This window comes from Ignatzschineria indica (assembly GCF_003121925.1).
GTDB lineage: Bacteria > Pseudomonadota > Gammaproteobacteria > Cardiobacteriales > Wohlfahrtiimonadaceae > Ignatzschineria > Ignatzschineria indica.
In genome coordinates, this window is the sequence record NZ_QEWR01000003.1 from 1 (window position 1) to 19,610 (window position 19,610).

The following is a 19,610-nucleotide window of genomic DNA, read 5'->3' on the forward strand; positions in this document are numbered from 1 at the left end:
CGACAACGATCATTACCCTATCGATACTCATTCTCGGTATCAAGGATGCCGACTTGCGGGCATGCAGTTATGAAAAGAGCGAAATCGTTCTCTCCCGCCATTCAACAGCTTCTCTTATTGCTTGAAGCAATCAAACAACAGAGACTGAACGCTGCCGGATCTTACTATCGCGCTCTTCCTAAAAACTACGCGCCGGCAGATAATGATCTTCTATCACCGACAACGATCATTACCCTATCGATACTCATTCTCGGTATCAAGGATGCCGACTTGCGGGCATGCAGTTATGAAAAGAGCGAAATCGTTCTCTCCCGCCATTCAACAGCTTCTCTTATTGCTTGAAGCAATCAAACAACAGAGACTGAACGCTGCCGGATCTTACTACCGCGCTCTTTCTAAAAACTACGTGCCGGCAGGGTTCTATTGAAACAGTATTACGGTTGAATTCGACTCGGTTGATAGAATCTTCCACGCATCCGCTTCATCGTTCCTTTGGGAAGCCAAATATCGTAATGACTTGGAATCTCCGCTCGATTAGTCTCTATATTACGTAACCATGCAGGATTAAGCTCAATTAAGGTCGCTTCCGAAACACCGGTCTCTTTTGCTAAATCACGCAAGAACATTGGCGTTAAAAGTTCAATCCCCTCAATACTACTCTTAGGATAACGGTAACGGAATCCTGGGAAGTAATGCCCCGGATCTTCTGCAATCTTCTTCGCTGCTAAAAATTCTGCATAGAAATTGCGAGAAGCAAATTTAAAAGCACCCTCACTATAATTGAATACCACTAAACCGATATCATTCCCATAACGCTCCTGCGCTCGCATCGAATGTCCCACTCCGGCATTGTAAGCCGTTAATGCTAATGGCCAATAGGGAACTAAATTGTAGTTATAAGCCATCAATTTAACAGCCCCTTTTGCCGCATGACGAGGATCATAACGAGAGTCGATCACATTCGCTCGCATCGGCATAAAGCTTCGCGCCGTTGAAGGCATAAATTGCCACATTCCCGCAGCCCCCACTTTTGATCTTGCCCCCATATTAAAGGAGGATTCTACATGTGGAAGATAAGCAATCTCCTCCGGCAATCCGGCATCTCTAAAGAGCTTTTTAAAGTAGACAATATAGGGCTCACTCCGCTCTAAGCCTCGGCGAAACTCCGATTTTAAACCTCGCTGTCCTCGTAATCGATCCGCAGCACCGTAAAGTGCCTCTTTTCCACCCGCTTTTAGAAGCATCTTTTTAATCCGCTCCTGATTTTTACTCAATTTCACCGGCGTGTTGAGCGATGCTTCGACCGCTAAAAGATCATCACGAATCAACTCTGAGATGGTATCCCAAGTCATGCGATCCCCTTGTCTGATCGGCGCTAACTCATAGACCACATCAAGGTAACGATTATCATGAAACGCGACAAGATTATTATCCCAACGCGCATAGACATGCACCCAAAAATTGACCATCGGCTCCAGTGCTTTTGGCTCATCAAAACCATTTTTGATACGAGGACCACCGGCACAACTGGCAATAAAGAGTATCAATGCAAAGAGAAAGGTGAGTCGTTTAAAACGGCTAAAAAGTGGGGATAGAAACATCTTAAAATTGCCCTATAAAGCGTAGGAAGGGAAAAGGTAGAGAGATGAGCGCTATAAAAGGAGAAGACGATAGGATTAATAATGCCTATCGCCTCTCACCTCTCAATAACGAGAACTAAACAATTAGTGCTAGATAATCGCTTTTGCACGCTCAATCGCCGCTAAGACCTGTTTCGGTGCAGTACCACCGTAATGATTACGTGCCGCAACAGAACCCTCTAATGTGAGATATTCAAAGACATCTTCATCGATTAGATCGGAGAATTGCTGCAATTCTGCAAGCGTCATCTCTGAGAGATCTCGCTCTGTCTCAACACCTAAACGGACGGCATTTCCAACGACCTCATGTGCATTTCTAAAAGGCATTCCTTTACGGACAAGATAATCTGCTAAATCGGTCGCTGTTGAGAAACCTAATTTTGTCCGCTCATACATATTCTCTTTTTTACTAGAGATCGCCGGGATCATATCGGCAAAAGCACGAACAGAGCCTAAAACAGTATCAACGATATCAAAGAGTGGCTCTTTATCTTCCTGATTATCTTTGTTGTAAGCTAAAGGCTGGCTCTTCATCAGTGTTAAAAGAGAGAAGAGATGACCATAAACGCGCCCTGTTTTTCCTCTCACTAATTCAGGAACATCGGGATTTTTCTTCTGCGGCATAATGGATGAACCAGTACAGAAGCGATCTGGAAGGTTAATAAAATCAAATGCCGGCGTTGCCCAAAGGACTAACTCTTCTGAGAAGCGAGAGAGATGCATCGCTAAGATAGAAGCTACTGCCGCAAACTCAATGGCAAAATCACGATCAGAAACGGAATCGAGTGAGTTTTCAGAAGGCGCACTAAAGCCTAACAATTTTGCCGAAAGATGGCGATCGATCGGATAAGTTGTTCCCGCTAATGCCGCAGCACCTAAGGGTGAGATATTAAGACGCTTACGGCAATCTTGAAAACGCTCACGATCTCGCTTAATCATCTCAAACCAAGCCATCAAATGGTGACCAAAAGTGATCGGTTGTGCCACTTGAAGATGGGTAAATCCTGGCATAATGGTGTCATATTCACGCTCGGCAACAGCAAGAATTCCCTCTTGAAGACGTTTTAACTCAAGATCGATATGATCGAGTTCTTTACGTAACCAGAGACGAATATCGGTTGCCACCTGATCATTACGTGATCTTCCGGTGTGAAGTCGTTTGCCGGCAATCCCAATCTTTTCTGTTAAGCTCGACTCCACATTCATATGGACATCTTCAAGCTCAATCGACCAGGGGAAATCTCCCGCTTCGATCTCTGCTTTAACCGCAGCAAGCCCCTCTTTGATCAGATTGAAATCCTCCTCTGATAAGATACCTTGCGTATAGAGCATCTTTGCATGAGCAAGAGATCCGGCAATATCTTCGGCATACATTCTCTGATCAAAATCGACCGATCCTGTAAAGGCTTGAACAAATGCATCGGTACTCTCAGAGAAACGTCCGCCCCACTGTTTATTCACTTTATTCGACATTATCTTTTCCTTCTTCTAACTCTTCATAGAGAGGAAGCACCACTTCAACGCGTGTACCGATCTGCTCTTTACCTGAATAGATGGCGATCTTTCCGCTATGCTCCTCTACAATCTTCTTCACAACTGATAAACCTAATCCGGTTCCCTTCTCTTTTGTTGAGACATACGGCTCAAACATTCGATTAATTAAGGATTCATCAATACCGCTCCCATTATCGCTAACGGTTAAGCGTAGATGAGCTTCATCAAGCTTGGAGATCTCAACATAGACCTTTCCTAATAATTGATCCTTCTCCTCCTGACATGCTTCAATCGCATTCTTAATCAGGTTATGGAGTAGCTGCCTTAAACGAATCTCATCCCCATTAACATAGAGGATCTGTGCCGGTTTTTGTAAAATAACCTCAACACCTCGAACATAATCACTATAGAGGAAAGTAACCTCCTCTGTTAAAGCATTTAGATCGATCTTTTTCAGATGAAGCTTCGGCGCTCTTGCATATTGGCTAAAAGCATTAACCATCTTCTTCATCGCATTAACTTGCGTAATAATTGTCTGGGTCGATTTTTCAAGGAGGAAGCGATCATCAACCTCCAATTTCCCTTGTAACTTAAAGGCTAATCGCTCAGCAGAGAGCTGTATCGGCGTTAAAGGATTCTTAATCTCATGCGCAAGTCGCCTTGCCACCTCACCCCAAGCCGCTTCCCGCTCTGAATTGATCAATTGGGTAATATCATCAAAAACAATAGCATAACCGCTAGGAAGACTGCGGTTCTCTAAGGGTTCTGAGACACGTACAGAGAGTATCTGCGCAATCCCCTTCTCAACACGCATCACCTCTAATCGATCATTCTCCCCACGCTCTCGCTTCTCAAGATAGTTTTGTAGCGGCATAAAGAAGAAGTGAAGCGATTCATCAATTGTTTCAGGCGCTGAGAGTGAGAGCTTCTGCAATAAAATACGATCGGTCTTTAAAATCGAGAGTGCTGCCTCATTAAAGGTACGAATATTCCCATCATTATCGAGTACTAAAACGCCCGAGGAGAGATTCGCTAATACCGCCTCAAGATAGGATCGCTGTGCAACTAAGAGCCGCTGTGAAGCTTTCTCCGCCTCATTGGCTTGACGCAACTTAATAATCATCTCATTGAATGATTCTGTTAAAAATCCGATCTCATCATTCGATTTAACAACAATCTCCCGATCAAAATTCCCCTCTGAAACCGCTTTTGATGCGAGCGAAAGCCTACGAATCGGATTGACTAATCGTCTTGTGGCAAAGTAAGACCCCCCTAACGCTAAGAGAATCGCTAATAGTGAAACAAGGGTTAAGATGGCAATTAACTGCCCCTTGAGGGATTCTTGCAAGGTCTTATATTGCTTATAGCTCTCTACCGATGCTTGGGTCGATAACCCTAATTGCGTATAACGTTGCGGGATCTCATAGATTGCTTGTACGACACGAGGGATATCGGAATCGACTCGAATAATAACGCGCACCTGTAATTCATCATCCCCGACCGGCTCGAGCCAGACATAATCCATATCATTAAAGACACTCATCAAGACGATATCGTTAGGAAGCTCCGGAAGATTGACGGTGGTATTACTAGAACTTGTGGCTAAAATCCGTCCACGATGATCAAATACGGTAAGATCGAGCGCATTGGCATCAAAACGAAGATTCTCTAACTCATAAGCAAGATCGAGCGAGTTGAGATCTCCCACCCGCTGACCGATCGATTGGGTGATCTCCAAAGCATCTAATCGGCGCGTCTCCAAAGCAGATTGCGCTAATGTTAATGCATCATCAAAACCTTGATCGAGCGACTCATCAAACCAGCTATCGATTCCTCTTTGAATCATAATGCCGGCAAAGAGAAAGAGAATCACAATAGGAACGACCGATAAGCCGGAGAAGAAGATCATCATCCGCGCATTAAGCCTTGCGCCTAAACGCTTTTTCCGCACCCCTTGCAATAGCTGGATCAGAAAGTAGACCACAAGCGACATCAAAGAGAGAAAGCAGATGACGCCGGCAATAATGATCCAGGTATAGTAGCGTGAGTAGAGGACAGCGGACTCAATAGAGCGCACCATCACCCCCAAAATAATCACCAATAGAAGTGATAATAGTAGAAAGATGGTAAAAGCATGTTTTCGAATAAGACTCATCACTTGATTAACTCCCACTGAAACCAATCGGAGCTTAACCACCAATTAGAAGAGAGATAGGCGGGAATGCGAAGAGGAGTTGGCAATGCTTCAATATCGAGCCATAATTTTGCCCTTCCCACATATGCTGCTAGATCAATCCCTTCACTACTCTTCATACTGATAATAATCTCCGCCGGCGTTGAGATCGATAGCAGCGCTAAACTTAAAATAGGATAACTATGCTGTTTTTTTGTCTCTAAATCTCGCACCACAAATTGCTTTGAAAGCCCATGATAGAAGAGAAGATAGCGCACCTCTTTCTGATAACGTTGCTGTGTAAAAAAGCCTCTCTTCTCAAGCCGAATATCGTAAACAAAGGTGAGAGGTATCCCATTGAGAAGCATCTGCTCTTGCTCATCACTCATTATAATCTGGCTCTTCACCTTCAAAAGAAGATCGATCGCTTCTAATTGACCGCTATTGAGAAGCTCCTGATCTCGAATTCGATCCATCTTTTTGCCGGGGTAGTAATACTCATTTTTGATGCTTTCAATACTTAATGAGGAGGCGCGCTGCAATGTTGTTGCAAAAAGTGGTGTGGAGATTAGAAACATTATCAAGAAAAGAAGGGGCAATAAGCGTGAGTACCCCAGCGTTAAAAGATGCTGAGAGCGATTTCCGAATAATGTACGGTCTGTACAGTTCATAATCCGTTGCACCGCGATCTTCCCCTCTCCATACTCTTACACTATAACTGACTACTGCTTCTCTAAGAGCGCATAGTAGAAGCCATCTAAACTCTCTTCTGATTTAAAGAAGCGAGGCAAAATCTGAACACCCACATCACGTTGCTCACCAAAGGGGAGTGATAGAGCTCTCTCTTTCGCCTCAGGATGATTTTTTAAGAAGTGACGAATCTGCTGCTCATTCTCATCTTTGAGGATAGAGCAAGTTGCATAAAGAAGGCGCCCTCCTGTTTTTAAAAGGGTCCATGCATGTTCAAGAATCTCCCCTTGCAGCACTCTTAACTTTTCAATATCTGAAGCTTTGCGAAGACGCTTAATATCGGGATGACGATGCATAATGCCGGTTGCAGAGCAAGGAACATCGAGCAAGATAGCATCAAAACGTTGCGCAGGGCTGTAATCTTGACAAGCGATTGCTTCAATCTCAACAAATTCTGGAATCGCTCCCATCACGCGCTCAATATTCTCTTTCACACGAAGTAAACGTTCTGCGGAACTATCAAGCGCCACCAAGCCCTTCATTTGAGGCATCGACTCTAAAAGCGCTGTTGTTTTGCCCCCGGGAGCTGAACAGGCATCAAGGAGATACTCTCCACTTTGAGGTGCTAAAAGTTGTGCTGCAAGTTGTGCCGAAGCGTCTTGAACACTCACTTCGCCCTCCCAAAACCCTGGGAGCTGATCAACGCTCACCGGCTGATCTAAGACGATAGCACTCTCAACAAATTGGTGTGCAACCGCCTCAATACCACTATTGGCAAGTTTCTCTAGATATTGCTCGCGACTTCCCTTTGTTAAATTGACGCGCAAAATCATCTCAGGATGGAGTTGATAGAAGGTTCCAATCTCTTCTAAAGCCACTTTTCCCCATTGATTCTCAATTCGTTTAGCAAACCACTGAGGGAGATTGCTACGTCCGGCTACACTCTTTGCCGGTGGGAGTTTTCCACGCTGGATATTGCGCAAAATCGCATTGGTTAATCCCGCAGCCCAAGGCTTATCCATCGCTTTAATCAAATTCACCCAGTTATTGAGGATCGCATGCTCAGCAGTTGCCATCTCTGTGAGCTCATAAGCCGCTAAGATCTGGGCTACTTTAACTTCGATCTCTGAATTTTTAATCGGTTTCGATAACATTTGTGAAAGCCGATCCTCAAGAGCGTCATATTGTCTCAAAGCGCCAAAGAGGAGATGTTGTGTAAAACGGCGATCATTCTCATTGAGTCGCTCACTGCATCTTGGTAGTGCATCGGTCAGCGACTCTCCCTCTAGTACAGAGCAGAGTGCCTCTACTGCGACAAAACGGGGATCTTTCATTAATTTGGGATATAGCGCTTCATTGATGGCCATTTTATTGTGCTACCTTCTGATCGATTTCATTACCTTTGATGAAGAGCGCACTCTCCATTCTTCTTTTACCTGCAATCTGCAGCTCTAATACTTCTAATAGATGACCGTCGCCGGCAGTGACATAGAGCGACTCATCTTCAACATGGAATGTTCCCGGTTTTGAATCACTCTTTCGATCAGTCACTAAAACACGATAGAGCTTAAGGAGCGCGCCCTCTAACTCCGTAAAAGCGCCGGGAAATGGATTAAATGCATGAATCTTACGCGCAATTATCGCACAATTTTCATGCCAATCAATTCTTGCTTCCTCTTTACTAATCTTCTCTGCATAGGTAATACCCGCTTCCGGCTGTGGCGTTGGTTTACGCTCACCGGCAATCACTTCAGGAATCGTCGCTAATAGGAGCGATGCTCCCACCGCTTTGAGGCGATCGTGGAGTTCACCTGTTGTCATATAAGGGGTAATCGCAACTCGCTCCTCTCTCCAGACAGCGCCGGTATCTAAACCTACATCCATCTGCATAATCGCAACTCCACTCTCCTGATCTCCTGTCTCAATCGCACGATGAATCGGTGCGGCACCACGCCATCTCGGTAAGAGTGAAGCATGAATATTGAGACAACCATACTTTGGCATCTCTAAGATCGCTTTTGGCAAAATCAGTCCATAAGCAACAACAATCATCAGATCAGCATTGAGAGAGGCAAATTCCGCTTGCGCCTCAGGATCTCGAAGTGAGAGGGGCTGATAGACGGGGATATCATGGGCAACTGCAACCTCTTTTACGGGCGTAAATTGCACTTTTTTTCCTCTTCCTCGCGGACGATCAGGTTGTGTATAGACCGCAACAACCTCATGTTCTGAATCGATCAATGCCTCTAACGTAGGCACTGAAAACTCCGGCGAGCCTGCAAAGATAACTCTTAAACCCATTATTTACCCCTTTCTCCTAAACTCTAAACCCTAGATTCTTAGATCCTAATACTCTCTAAAACTCGCTAATACTCTACGCTAACACTCATTTTTCGACTATAGATTCACTAATAGATTCCTAAAATGCCGTAAAATACTATAATAATGCCACATTAATGACGTTGCGGTATTACTGATTCTGCTCTAATTCACGCTCTTTGAGTACCTTCTCTAACTTCTTCAAGATTCGTTGCTGTTTTAAACGTGAGAGATAATCGATAAAGAGCACTCCTTCGAGATGGTCATACTCATGTTGAATACAGCGCCCTAAAAGGCCATCAGCCTCAAGCTCAAAGAAATCACCATTAACATCTTGTGCGCGAACTCTGACCGCAACAGGACGAATCACCGGGCCACTATAGAGTGTTGGAAGTGAGAGGCATCCCTCTTCTGCGGCATCAGTCTCTTCAGATACTTCTAAAATTTCAGGATTGATAAAGACTTTAGGATCATTGCGCTCTTCAGAGCAATCCGCAACGAAGACTCGCTTTAAGACATTAACCTGATTGGCCGCTAAACCGACCCCTTTTTCGTCATACATCGTCTCTAACATATCCTCAACAAATTGCTTCAACTCTGCATCAAAAGTTGTCACGGGCGCAGCTTTTTCCCGCAAAGTAGGATGAGGAACTGTAATTACATCTAAGATTGCCATAAAACTCTCTCTTCTTTGATCTATCTTCTAAAATCATATCGCTATAAAAAGAGGGCATTTTACACTAAATCGGGAGCGCTCGGTAGCTTTCCAAAAAATTTACTCTACGGCATAATTTCGCCCCTCTTTCTCTCTCAATCGACCAAAATGTTAGCTACTTTATTATTGTCTCTAATCGATAAAGCCCCTCGACATCGTGGTTACTTTTTCAGCAATCTAAAGCATATAGATCAAGCCGAGTGCATCTTGTTCTCCCATAAAAGGGAATCCATGCTATAACAGGAATTTAGCCTAAATCAGATACTCAAGAGTAGATATCCAAGGGTAGATATTCAATTGCTACTTCATGATGTGTCATGATAGTTCTCAAAAAAGATAAAAAGTTTTCAGCTCTTTTTTTGGGTTTTTGCAATTTATAGGGTATTAATTAGAGAGGTATGAAAAATATTATCTATTCGATCCATTCGATCAACTCATTGATAAATGCTCGATATACTTCATTCGATCATTTTATTCAAAGATAAAGTCGATAATTGAATGAGTGATAAAAAATCGTGATAAAAAATTAAAACTAAAATAAATAGCGTTGGATTATGGCAGAAATGGTTAAATTCTCCCTAGTGCTTAATCATTTCAACTTAAAGCCCTCCCCTCACCTATCCTTACCAGGTGTCGTGAAATAAGAGTAGGCTTAGACCCTCACTACTCTTATGAGAGCTGAAAGAGCGATGATCCAATCAATAACAACAATATGTTCACCGAACATTGAAAGCTTAGGAGTCAAACAGTTATGTATGCTTTAGTCATCAATTGCGGAAGTTCCTCACTTAAGTTTGCGTTGATTCATGCAAAAGAGCGCAATACCGTTATTAGCGGGGGCGCAGAGCAGCTCGATACGCCCGACGCCACCTTAACAATTAAATACCATGGAGAGAAGATTAAGAATAAACTTGAAGATCCCACTCACCTAGGTGCATTTAAAGAGGCCTTCCAATTTCTCCAAAAAGAGGGTTATGCCGACAAGATCAAAGCTGTTGGCCATCGTGTTGTCCATGGGGGAGAGTATTTCCAAGAGTCCGTTGAAATTACTCCTGAAGTGATTGAGATCATCAAAAAATGTGCGCCATTAGCACCGATTCATAACCCGGCGAACTTAACAGGGATTTTGGCCGCAAAAGAGGTTCTCCCGGAACTACCACAGATTGCTGTATTTGATACCGCTTTTCATCAAACCATGCCTGAAGAGGCATATCTCTACGGCCTTCCACTTGAGATCTACGAAAAATATAATATTCGTCGCTATGGATTCCATGGAAGTAGCCACCGCTATATTACAGAACGCACTTCGCGCATTCTCGATATCCCCCTCGAAAAACTCAATATCATCAGCTGTCACCTCGGCAATGGTGCCTCTATTGCGGCGATTCGTGGGGGGAAATCGGTCGATACTAGTATGGGATTGACACCGCTTGAAGGGTTAATGATGGGAACTCGCTCCGGATCGCTCGATCCTGGCCTTATCCCCTACCTTGTTGAATGTTTAGATTACGATATCTATGAGATGGATAATCTTCTCAACTTCGATAGTGGACTTCTCGGTATCTCCGGCGTTTCCAATGATTGCCGTACCTTAGAAGCTAAAGCAAAAGAGGGGCATAAACGTTGCCGCTTAGCACTTGATATGTTCGGTTATCGCGTTGCCAAAACAATCTCAGAATATCTCCCTGCACTACAGCGCCTCGATGCCATTGTTTTCACAGGTGGAATTGGTGAAAACTCAGCCTATGTTCGTGAACTCATTATGAGCCAATTAGCATTCTTAGGTTATCGCTTTAGCAACCCTTCTAATAGCTACTGCACAGGTGGCAAAGAGGGTGTTATCGCCACAAGTTCCAACTTCGGTAAGGCTTTAGTTGTCTGTACGGATGAAGAGGGAATGATTGTTCAAGATACCTTAGAAATTATTGCAAAAAAAGAGAAACAGGCATCATAAATCGATCAAGAACGATTAAGACCGATCAAAAGGAATATTGTATCTATGAAAACATTATTTGTCGCACCTACTGGTGATATTAAGAGCTTAACCTCAATTTCACTGGCATTAGTTGAAGCGCTGCGCAAGGCGGGGTTAAGCGTTGGATTTGTTCGCCCTATTGGTGAAGATAATAATCGCTCTGAGCAGCTCTACCGTGAACTCTTCAATGATGAGTCCCCTTCCCCAATTTTGGAAGGAGAGGTGAATAATGCCATTCGCAATGGTAGCTATGATGAGCTATTAGAAGCGGTTGTTGGCAGAGCAACGGAAGCGGCTAAAGGGCACGATATTGTTGTCGTTGAAGGCTTAACCTATCACAACACGCGCCCCTATACTCACGATCTTAATGCCGATATCGCTCGCACACTCTGTGCGGGTGTCGTCTTTGCTGGAAACTCTCTAGCAAATACGCCCGAAGAGGTTGCAGCTCACTTTGATCTTAATGCCTATATCTATAGTGAATCCCATATCTGGCTTGCCGGTTATATTATTAACCATGTCAAAGATCCTAAAGCGATCGAAAAGACGGTCACTTTCTGCCAGACAGATTTCTGTCGCTCGCTCGATACTCTCGGTATTGTGCCTGAAAATGAATCATTAAAGGATGATCTTGCTGCAATTCGCTTTATTGCACAACATCTTAATGTTGAACGCTTAGTAAAAGAGCTGAAGACACAAGGAACAGATCGCATGCCACCATCTGCCTTCCGCTACAAATTGATTCAGAGCGCGCAAAAAGCAGATCGCCGAATTGTACTTCCTGAGGGTGATGAACCCCGTACGCTTCGTGCCGCTGCAATCTGTGCTGAACGAGGCATTGCTCGCTGCGTACTTCTCGGTGATGTTGCTACTATTCATGAGGTTGCCAAAGCACATAATATCCATCTGCCTGATCATGGAATTGAGATTATCGATCCCAAAACGTTGGTAGAGAGATATGTTCCCAGCTTTGTTGAGCGCCGAAAACATAAAGGGGCAACTGAAGAGAGTGCTCGAGAAGCACTGAAAGATAGTGTCGTAGTTGGCACGATGATGCTTGCAGAAGGGGATGTCGATGGCTTAGTTTCGGGTGCTGTTCATACAACTGCCGATACCATTCGCCCAGCATTTCAGCTAATTGGCACTGATAAAAATTCAAAACTGGTCTCAAGCATCTTCTTTATGTTAATGAAAGATCAGGTACATGTTTATGGCGATTGTGCAGTAAACCCCAATCCAACCTCAGAGCAATTAGCCGATATCGCCATTCAATCGGCGGAATCAGCGAAAATCTTTGGAATTGAGCCACGCGTTGCGATGCTCTCCTACTCAACGGGCACATCAGGTGCCGGAGAAGAGGTCGAAAAAGTAGCAAAAGCGACCGAGATTGCTAAAGAGAAAGCGCCCGATCTGCTCATTGATGGTCCACTTCAGTTCGATGCAGCTAGCGTCTTAAGTGTTGGCCAACAGAAAGCCCCCAATAGTCCTGTTGCTGGACGTGCAACGGTCTTTATCTTCCCTGATCTCAATACCGGCAATATCACCTATAAGGCAGTTCAACGCAGTGCTAATGTGGTCTGTATCGGCCCGATGTTGCAAGGTTTAGCAAAACCAGTCAATGATCTCTCCCGCGGCGCTCTTGTCGACGATATTGTCTATACCATTGCGATTACGGCATTACAAGCAACACCCGAAGCTTAAAGAGCAGAATAAAGCGCAATTCCGGCGCATCCTCAAGAGATTGATTCTAGATTTGCGTTAGAATTTGATATAATAGCGAGCTACCTAAAACCGGTAGCTCTCTCTTTATCTATTCGCTTTATCTGTATGCTTAATCTGTATACAGTCTGTATACTTTATCGCTTTGTACTATCTCTTCATGTTATCTCTTTAACAAAACTTATCTGAAGAGATCGATCAGTAGATAAAAGTTGATAGAGTCGATAAGAGATCGATAGAAGATCGCTAGAGAGCCCGCAGAGAGTAGAGAAGAATAGATTAGTTCATTGAAGCAACAAATATTGATAAATTGAGGAATGCTGTGCCTGTCATACGCCGATCACAAAAAGAACCATTTTCTGCAAAACAGATGTACGATTTAGTCAATGATGTGGAATCATATCCTACCTTTCTTCCTTGGTGTAAAGGATCTCGCATCCTTAAATCGACACCAACTATGATGGAAGCCTCTATCTTGACTGCGAAAGGTCCGCTTAACAAGTGGTTTACTACACGCAACACTTTGGTAGAGAGTGAGAAAATTACCCTCAACCTAGTGGATGGCCCATTTAAGCATCTTCGGGGAGAATGGCGTTTTAACGACCTTCCTGATGGTGGATCAGAGATTCATCTCATGATCGATTTCGATTTCTCTTTTGGTCCTGCAAGATTACTTTTAACTCCAATCTTTGAAAATATTGCCGGCAGTATGGTTGCCGCCTTTAGTGCTCAAGCAAAGGTGCGTTATGGAAAACTTCTCAGCTAATTCCCCCCATAATCGCGAGACAATCAAGCGCTATAATCGTACTAATGATCAATTTATAACGGTTGAATTTATCTTAGCGCTTCCCGATCGACAACCTACTGAAAAACAGAAGTTTCAAGAAGGGATCACCTTAAAAGATGCTCTTCCCTTCTTTGCACTCTATCATGAAGCCTGCAAGGTGATTGATTCTCCTCAATTTGGGATCTTCGGCATTAAGGTCGATCAAGATCATCCCCTTAAGGAGGGCGATCGAATTGAAGTTTATCGCCCCTTGATTATCGACCCCAAGCAAGCGCGACAAATTCGTGCTGCACGAGATCCTCGCTTCAAAAGAAAAGGGGATAGTTAACTCCCCTCTCTTAAATCCCTCTCGTTTAAAACTTAGCTTCAAGCATTTTCCTCAAGGAGCTCCTCTTCTTCCAAGCGCTCTCTTTTAAAAGCGCCCTTCGCTTGCTTCCCTCTGTCTCTTTAATCACTTCCCTTAAACTCAAATTGTCGCCATGCTTCATAGATCGCAATCGCAACAGAGTTGGAGAGATTAAGGCTTCTCCCGGCATTCTCCACCATAGGAAGACGTAGACGTTGCTCACCAGGGAGCGAAAAGATCAACGCTTCAGGCAATCCGCGCGTTTCGGGTCCAAAAATCAGCGCATCTCCCGGCTCAAATTTTGCTTCAAAGAAATTTCTACTTCCCTTTGTCGTCATAGCATAGAGCCTATTAGGCGATACTGCCTCAAGACATGCTTCTAAAGATGGCCAAACGCTCATTGTTGCCCACTCCGCATAATCGAGCCCAGCACGACGAAGCGCTTTCTCCTCTAACGAAAATCCAAGCGGCTCAATGAGATGCAGCTCCGCACCACTATTAGCACAGAGCCGAATAATATTACCGGTATTAGGGGGAATCTCTGGCTCATAGAGAATTATCGATAACTTCTGATTCATCTTCTAATATTATCCTTTATGTTGTTATCCTGTATGATTTCATCCTTTATGGTTTTATCCTTTATGGCGGATAAAAAAGAACCTAGAGGGATCTCGCTATCGACCACACTCTAGGCTCTTTCTATATTCTTATATCTTCTATTGTTAGCCGCTATTGTTAACTGATACTCTTAACTTTGACTATTCGTCACTACCCTTCTCTTCTTGCATTGCTTTTGCAGCATTAACAAAAGCGATAAAGAGCGGATGCCCATCTCTAGGCGTCGATTTAAACTCAGGATGAGATTGCGTTCCAACAAACCAAGGATGATCTTTCAACTCAATAAAATCGATCAAACCACGATCATTCGTACGACCTGAAACAACAAAGTTGCCATCTTGCAATTGATCGAGATAATCAAGATTAACACCATAGCGATGACGATGACGCTCATTCACATCAGCGCGCCCATAAGCTTCATAGGCTTTTGTCCCTTCAATCAAAGTTGCAGGTTGCGCACCCACCGTCATATAGCCTTTAAACTCATCTGTTTCACTATCGCGCTGTGGATCTAACATCTTAATAACAGGATATTCAGAAGTAGGATCAACTTCGCTCGTATTTGCGCCATCAAGTCCCAATACATTACGTGCATACTCAACAACCGCTAACTGCATTCCTAAACAGAGCCCTAAGAAGGGGATATTATTTTCACGGACATATTGAATCGCGCGAATCTTCCCTTCCATTCCACGCTCACCAAAACCACCAGGAATTAAGACAGCATCCATACCGGCAAATGCCGCAGATAGCTCCGTCTCATCCATATCTTCTAAAGAGGCAGCCTCTACATAGTGAAGCTTAATCTTTGTCTTTGTCTGAATTCCCGCATGAAATAGCGCTTCATTGATCGATTTATAGGTATCGGTCAATTCCGTATATTTACCAACGATCAAAATATTTGCCACACTATCAGCAGTAGCGATATTTTCTAACACCTGATCCCACTCAGAGAGATCAGCCTCTTTCGCTTGAATATTAAATTGCTCAAGCACGATACGATCAAGCCCTTGATCATGAAGAATACCGGGGATTTTATAGATTGAGTCAGAGTCAACACAGGAGATAACTGCCTCTTCTGCAACTGAGGTAAAGAGTGCAATTTTGCGACGCTCTTCCACTGGAATCGGCTCTTCTGTACGGCAGATCAAAATATCAGGTTGAATACCGATCGAACGCAACTCTTTTACCGAGTGCTGTGTCGGCTTTGTCTTCAACTCACCAGATGCACGTAAAAAAGGTACTAAAGTTAAATGAAGAAAAAGCGCATTACGAGGCCCTACCTCTGTACGAATTTGACGAATTGCCTCTAAAAATGGGAGAGATTCGATATCGCCAACCGTGCCACCAATCTCGATAAGTGCAATATCAGCACCTTGTGCGACATTGTAGATACGATGCTTAATTTCATCGGTAATATGGGGAATCACTTGAACGGTATTACCGTGATACTCACCTGCTCGTTCACGCTCGATAACGGTTTTATAAACACGTCCCGCACTGACACTATTGCGACGGCTCGCCGTCATACGGATAAAACGCTCATAATGACCTAAGTCGAGATCTGTCTCCGCGCCATCATCGGTCACAAAGACTTCGCCATGTTGAAATGGGCTCATCGTGCCGGGATCGACATTGATATAAGGATCCAACTTCATCATTGTAACCTTAAGTCCCCTAGCTTCTAAAATGGCACCTAAAGAAGCTGCCGCAATACCCTTGCCTAAAGATGAAACAACGCCACCTGTGACAAATATAAAATGTGTCATGAACCCACCCTGAAATTGATGTGAATAAAAAGTCTATCAGGGATCGTATTTTAACTCATTTTCGAAAAAAGTTCGATAAATAATTATCGTGCAACGATCGTCTAATTAACGCTCAAATAACGCACAAATAACGCACAACCATTGATTCCCTCATAATCATCCTTAGAGAGAAGTGACGGACACTTTTCAGTCAAAATGGGCGCTCTTTCCTATGGGATAAGTAAGATTTTTTATTGAAAGTTGAGTATAATTAGGGCTTCTATTTTCGAGTGCTTTAAAGGTTAATGAAATATTATGTCAAAGATGAATAAACAATGCGCAAACGCTATTCGTGCGCTCAGCATGGATGCTGTACAAAAAGCAAATTCTGGTCATCCCGGCGCGCCGATGGGGATGGCAGAGATGGCGACAGCTCTCTGGGGCCTTAATCTCTCACATAACCCCAACAATCCCCACTGGATCAATCGCGACCGCTTTATCCTCTCTAATGGGCATGCATCAATGCTGCTTTATTCTCTTTTACACTTAACAGGTTATGCGCTCTCGATCGATGATCTCAAAGATTTCCGTCAACTCAACGCTAAAACGGCAGGCCACCCTGAATATGGTTTTGCAGATGGGATAGAAACAACAACAGGGCCTTTAGGTCAAGGTATTGCCAATGCTGTCGGTATGGCGCTTGCAGAAAAGATGATGGCGGGAACTTACAATACAGATCAACATACCATTATCGATCACTACACCTATGCATTCTTAGGTGATGGTTGCATGATGGAAGGGATCTCTCATGAAGCTTGCTCTCTTGCCGGCACCTTAAAACTCAACAAATTGATCGCACTCTATGATGATAATGGCATCTCGATCGATGGAGATATTCGTGGTTGGTTTACCGACAATACTAAAGAGCGCTTCTTAAGCTACGGTTGGAATGTGATCGGTCAAATTGATGGTCACGATATTGCAGCTGTTGATGCAGCGATCAAAGAGGCGAAAAAATCAGACAAACCAACACTTATTATCTGTAAAACTCTGATCGGTAAAGGTTCCCCCAATAAAGAGGGATCAGAAGCGACTCATGGCGCTCCTTTAGGCCCTGAAGAGATTGCGGCAACTAAGGCGAGCATTGGTTGGAACTATGGTCCTTTTGAAGTTCCAGAAGAGATCTACCAAGCTTGGGATGCTCGCGATGCTGGCGATAAAATGGAAGAGGAGTGGAATAACCGCTTCGATGCTTATGTTGCAGATCATCCAGAAAAAGCAGATGAGCTTCTTCGTCGCATTGCCGGTGAACTTCCCGAAAATTTTGAAGAGACTTTCGCAGCTGCACTGAAAAGCGTTAATGAGAAGGAAGCAGATATCGCAACACGTGTTGCAAGTAAAAATGCACTCGATCTTTTAGCGACTGATCTTGCAGAGATTGTGGGCGGATCTGCCGACCTTACTCCATCGAACAACACCTTCTTCAAAGGAAGCCGCGATCTCGATATCACAACCGGCGAAGGCAACTATATCCGCTTTGGTGTTCGTGAGTTTGGTATGGCGGCTATTATGAATGGTTTAGCACTCTATGGCGGTTTTATCCCTTATGGTGCAACTTTCCTCGTCTTCTCCGATTATGCACGTAATGCAATCCGCATGAGCGCACTCATGGAGCAACGTGTGATCTATATCATGACCCACGATTCCATCGGTCTTGGCGAAGATGGTCCGACCCATCAACCTGTTGAGCACGTTGAATCTTTACGCCTTATTCCTAATCTCTATGTATGGCGTCCTTGTGATGCGGTTGAGACATTAGTTGCTTGGGCAGATGGTCTCAAAGCTGAAGGTCACCCCACATTACTCGCCCTATCCCGCCAAAACCTTCCTCACCAAACCCGCGATGCCGAGAGCTTAAAAAATATTGAGCGTGGTGGTTATACGCTTCTTGAGAATGATCAGGCCGAAATCACACTTCTTGCAACAGGTTCTGAAGTAGAGTTGGCGATGGAAGCGGCGAAAGAGCTTAATGCTCGCGTTGTTTCAATGCCGTGTGTCGAGCTCTTTAGAGAGCAAGATGAAGCTTATAAACAAGCTGTTTTAGGCGATAAGAAGATCCTTGCCATTGAAGCAGGTGTCACTCGTGGTTGGTATGAGTTTGCAGATGCTGTGATAGGAATTGATACTTTCGGGGCATCGGCGCCAGCAAAAGATCTCTTCCCACACTTTGGCTTCACTGTTGATCATGTGATCCAAAAAGCGCAGATGCTCTTAGCTAAAGCATAGAAGAGCCATCAAAATGGTAAATTAGTGAGATAGTTGGTGAGATAGTAAAATAGTTAGGAAATCTCATTAAACCATCCCTTATAAGAAATCGAGAGAAAGCCACCGGAGAATCATCTTGTGGCTTTCTTTATACCTGTTAACATCACTTCTCCCCCTTTATTTCACAACGCTTCTGCTTGCAAACTGATATGGGATCTTGAGTCATATCGTAAAAGTGGCATAATTGAATCGAATGAAGTACCACTGACAATGAGTGCCGCTACTTCGATCAAAATTTCGCTCAAATGAGTAGAAGTTTTAAGCGTTTGCAATAATATAGTGTTAGAATGATCAACTATTCATTTTTATAGTTGCATTTTTGTAGTTACATTGTTGTAGTTATATTTTTGCAATTATATTTCTGCAATTACATTTTTATATTCATAAATTTTTTAATTTCGAATCATATAAATCATATTTTAATGGGAGCATTTATGAAGCGTTTACTGATTGCTTTAACTGCCTTAGTTTCTCCAGCATTTGCACAAGCTCAAGAGCAAAGCATTTTTCCAACCCTGATTCTGTTTGGGGGAATGTTTGTTGTGATGTATTTCTTGATGATCCGTCCACAACAAAAGCGTGCAAAAGCACATCGCGAATTGATCAACTCACTTAAAGTGGGCGATGAGATCCTTTTAAGCTCAGGTTTTGTTGCAAGAATTCGTGCGCTTGATGAGAACTATGTGAGTGCAGAAATCGCTCCTAACGTTATTATCAAAGCACAACGTCAAGCGATCAGCTCACTTCTTCCAAAAGGAACTTATCGTGAAAAGCTTGATGCAACTCCTGAAAAAGTAGAAAAAACAGAAAAAGCAGAAAAAGCTGAATAATTTTAGAGTCGATATTCAGATCGATCTTTCAGAAAAAAGAGTATAAGGGGGATCAGTGGTGAACTTAATTGACGCAATAGGGGGTGATAAAATCACTCAAGCGTTCAGTTTACTGCTTCGATCACCCTCTCTTTTTTTAGAGTCTAGATTTTTAGAGTCTAGATGTTTAGAACATCAGTACTCAAAAATAGTAGTACTTAAAAGATCGATCAATATGACAATAGATCGCCT

General features: G+C 43.5%; 16 protein-coding genes. 7 read left to right on the forward strand and 9 right to left on the reverse strand.

Annotated features, from left to right (window positions below):
- A partial coding sequence (locus tag DC082_RS06055; RefSeq protein WP_204758299.1) for a hypothetical protein occupies positions 1 to 342 on the forward strand: 342 nt, incomplete at its 5' end.
- Between the two features lie 92 nt (positions 343 to 434).
- Here DC082_RS06055 and DC082_RS06060 read toward each other — a convergent pair.
- The 7 genes from DC082_RS06060 to def form a co-directional block, all read right to left on the reverse strand.
- On the reverse strand, positions 435 to 1,601 hold the full coding sequence (locus DC082_RS06060) for a lytic transglycosylase domain-containing protein (RefSeq protein WP_109236216.1): 1,167 nt from the start codon (positions 1,599 to 1,601) through the stop codon (positions 435 to 437).
- Positions 1,602 to 1,730: 129 nt separating this feature from the next.
- Positions 1,731 to 3,113 (reverse strand): argininosuccinate lyase, encoded by a 1,383-nt coding sequence (argH, locus tag DC082_RS06065; protein WP_189363322.1) that lies wholly within the window; start codon positions 3,111 to 3,113, stop codon positions 1,731 to 1,733.
- Positions 3,103 to 5,289 carry a sensor histidine kinase gene (locus DC082_RS06070; protein ID WP_109236218.1) on the reverse strand — a complete coding sequence of 729 codons (2,187 nt, stop codon included), beginning with the start codon at positions 5,287 to 5,289 and terminating at the stop codon, positions 3,103 to 3,105. The genes argH and DC082_RS06070 overlap by 11 nt, the downstream gene beginning before the upstream one ends.
- Positions 5,289 to 5,990, reverse strand: a complete 702-nt coding sequence (locus DC082_RS06075) for a DUF4390 domain-containing protein (protein ID WP_133243688.1) — start codon at positions 5,988 to 5,990, stop codon at positions 5,289 to 5,291. Before DC082_RS06075 ends, DC082_RS06070 begins: the two co-directional genes overlap by 1 nt.
- Positions 5,991 to 6,029: 39 nt before the next feature.
- Positions 6,030 to 7,364, reverse strand: a complete 1,335-nt coding sequence (gene rsmB, locus DC082_RS06080; RefSeq protein ID WP_109236220.1) for a 16S rRNA (cytosine(967)-C(5))-methyltransferase RsmB — start codon at positions 7,362 to 7,364, stop codon at positions 6,030 to 6,032.
- A 1-nt stretch (position 7,365) separates the two neighbouring features.
- The gene (fmt, locus tag DC082_RS06085; RefSeq protein WP_109236221.1) at positions 7,366 to 8,298 is read right to left on the reverse strand and encodes a methionyl-tRNA formyltransferase; all 933 of its coding nucleotides are present in this window, start codon (positions 8,296 to 8,298) and stop codon (positions 7,366 to 7,368) included.
- 169 nt (positions 8,299 to 8,467) lie between these two features.
- Positions 8,468 to 8,992 carry a peptide deformylase gene (def, locus tag DC082_RS06090; protein ID WP_094567745.1) on the reverse strand — a complete coding sequence of 175 codons (525 nt, stop codon included), beginning with the start codon at positions 8,990 to 8,992 and terminating at the stop codon, positions 8,468 to 8,470.
- Between the two features lie 790 nt (positions 8,993 to 9,782).
- Here def and DC082_RS06095 point away from each other — a divergent pair.
- The 4 genes from DC082_RS06095 to DC082_RS06110 all read left to right on the forward strand — a co-directional run bounded on the left by DC082_RS06095 (position 9,783) and on the right by DC082_RS06110 (position 13,840).
- Positions 9,783 to 10,985, forward strand: a complete 1,203-nt coding sequence (locus DC082_RS06095; RefSeq protein WP_094567746.1) for an acetate kinase — start codon at positions 9,783 to 9,785, stop codon at positions 10,983 to 10,985.
- Positions 10,986 to 11,030: 45 nt separating this feature from the next.
- Positions 11,031 to 12,707 carry a phosphate acetyltransferase gene (gene pta / locus DC082_RS11060; protein WP_109236222.1) on the forward strand — a complete coding sequence of 559 codons (1,677 nt, stop codon included), beginning with the start codon at positions 11,031 to 11,033 and terminating at the stop codon, positions 12,705 to 12,707.
- 340 nt (positions 12,708 to 13,047) lie between these two features.
- A complete protein-coding gene (locus tag DC082_RS06105) occupies positions 13,048 to 13,491 on the forward strand; it encodes a type II toxin-antitoxin system RatA family toxin (protein WP_094567748.1) in 444 nt (147 codons plus the stop codon).
- Positions 13,472 to 13,840, forward strand: a complete 369-nt coding sequence (locus DC082_RS06110) for an RnfH family protein (protein ID WP_094567749.1) — start codon at positions 13,472 to 13,474, stop codon at positions 13,838 to 13,840. The genes DC082_RS06105 and DC082_RS06110 overlap by 20 nt, the downstream gene beginning before the upstream one ends.
- 119 nt (positions 13,841 to 13,959) lie before the next feature.
- Here DC082_RS06110 and DC082_RS06115 read toward each other — a convergent pair whose 3' ends face one another.
- On the reverse strand, positions 13,960 to 14,436 hold the full coding sequence (locus DC082_RS06115; RefSeq protein ID WP_094567750.1) for a tRNA (cytidine(34)-2'-O)-methyltransferase: 477 nt from the start codon (positions 14,434 to 14,436) through the stop codon (positions 13,960 to 13,962).
- Positions 14,437 to 14,616: 180 nt separating this feature from the next.
- On the reverse strand, positions 14,617 to 16,245 hold the full coding sequence (locus tag DC082_RS06120; protein WP_109236223.1) for a CTP synthase: 1,629 nt from the start codon (positions 16,243 to 16,245) through the stop codon (positions 14,617 to 14,619).
- A gap of 294 nt (positions 16,246 to 16,539) precedes the next feature.
- Here DC082_RS06120 and tkt point away from each other — a divergent pair, with 294 nt between their 5' ends.
- Both tkt and yajC read left to right on the forward strand, forming a co-directional pair.
- Positions 16,540 to 18,510, forward strand: coding sequence for a transketolase (gene tkt / locus DC082_RS06125; RefSeq protein ID WP_109236224.1), 1,971 nt, complete (start codon positions 16,540 to 16,542; stop codon positions 18,508 to 18,510).
- Between the two features lie 473 nt (positions 18,511 to 18,983).
- Positions 18,984 to 19,379: a preprotein translocase subunit YajC gene (gene yajC, locus DC082_RS06130; protein ID WP_094567753.1), complete on the forward strand. Its 396-nt coding sequence runs from the start codon at positions 18,984 to 18,986 to the stop codon at positions 19,377 to 19,379.
- Positions 19,380 to 19,610 lie beyond the last annotated feature (231 nt).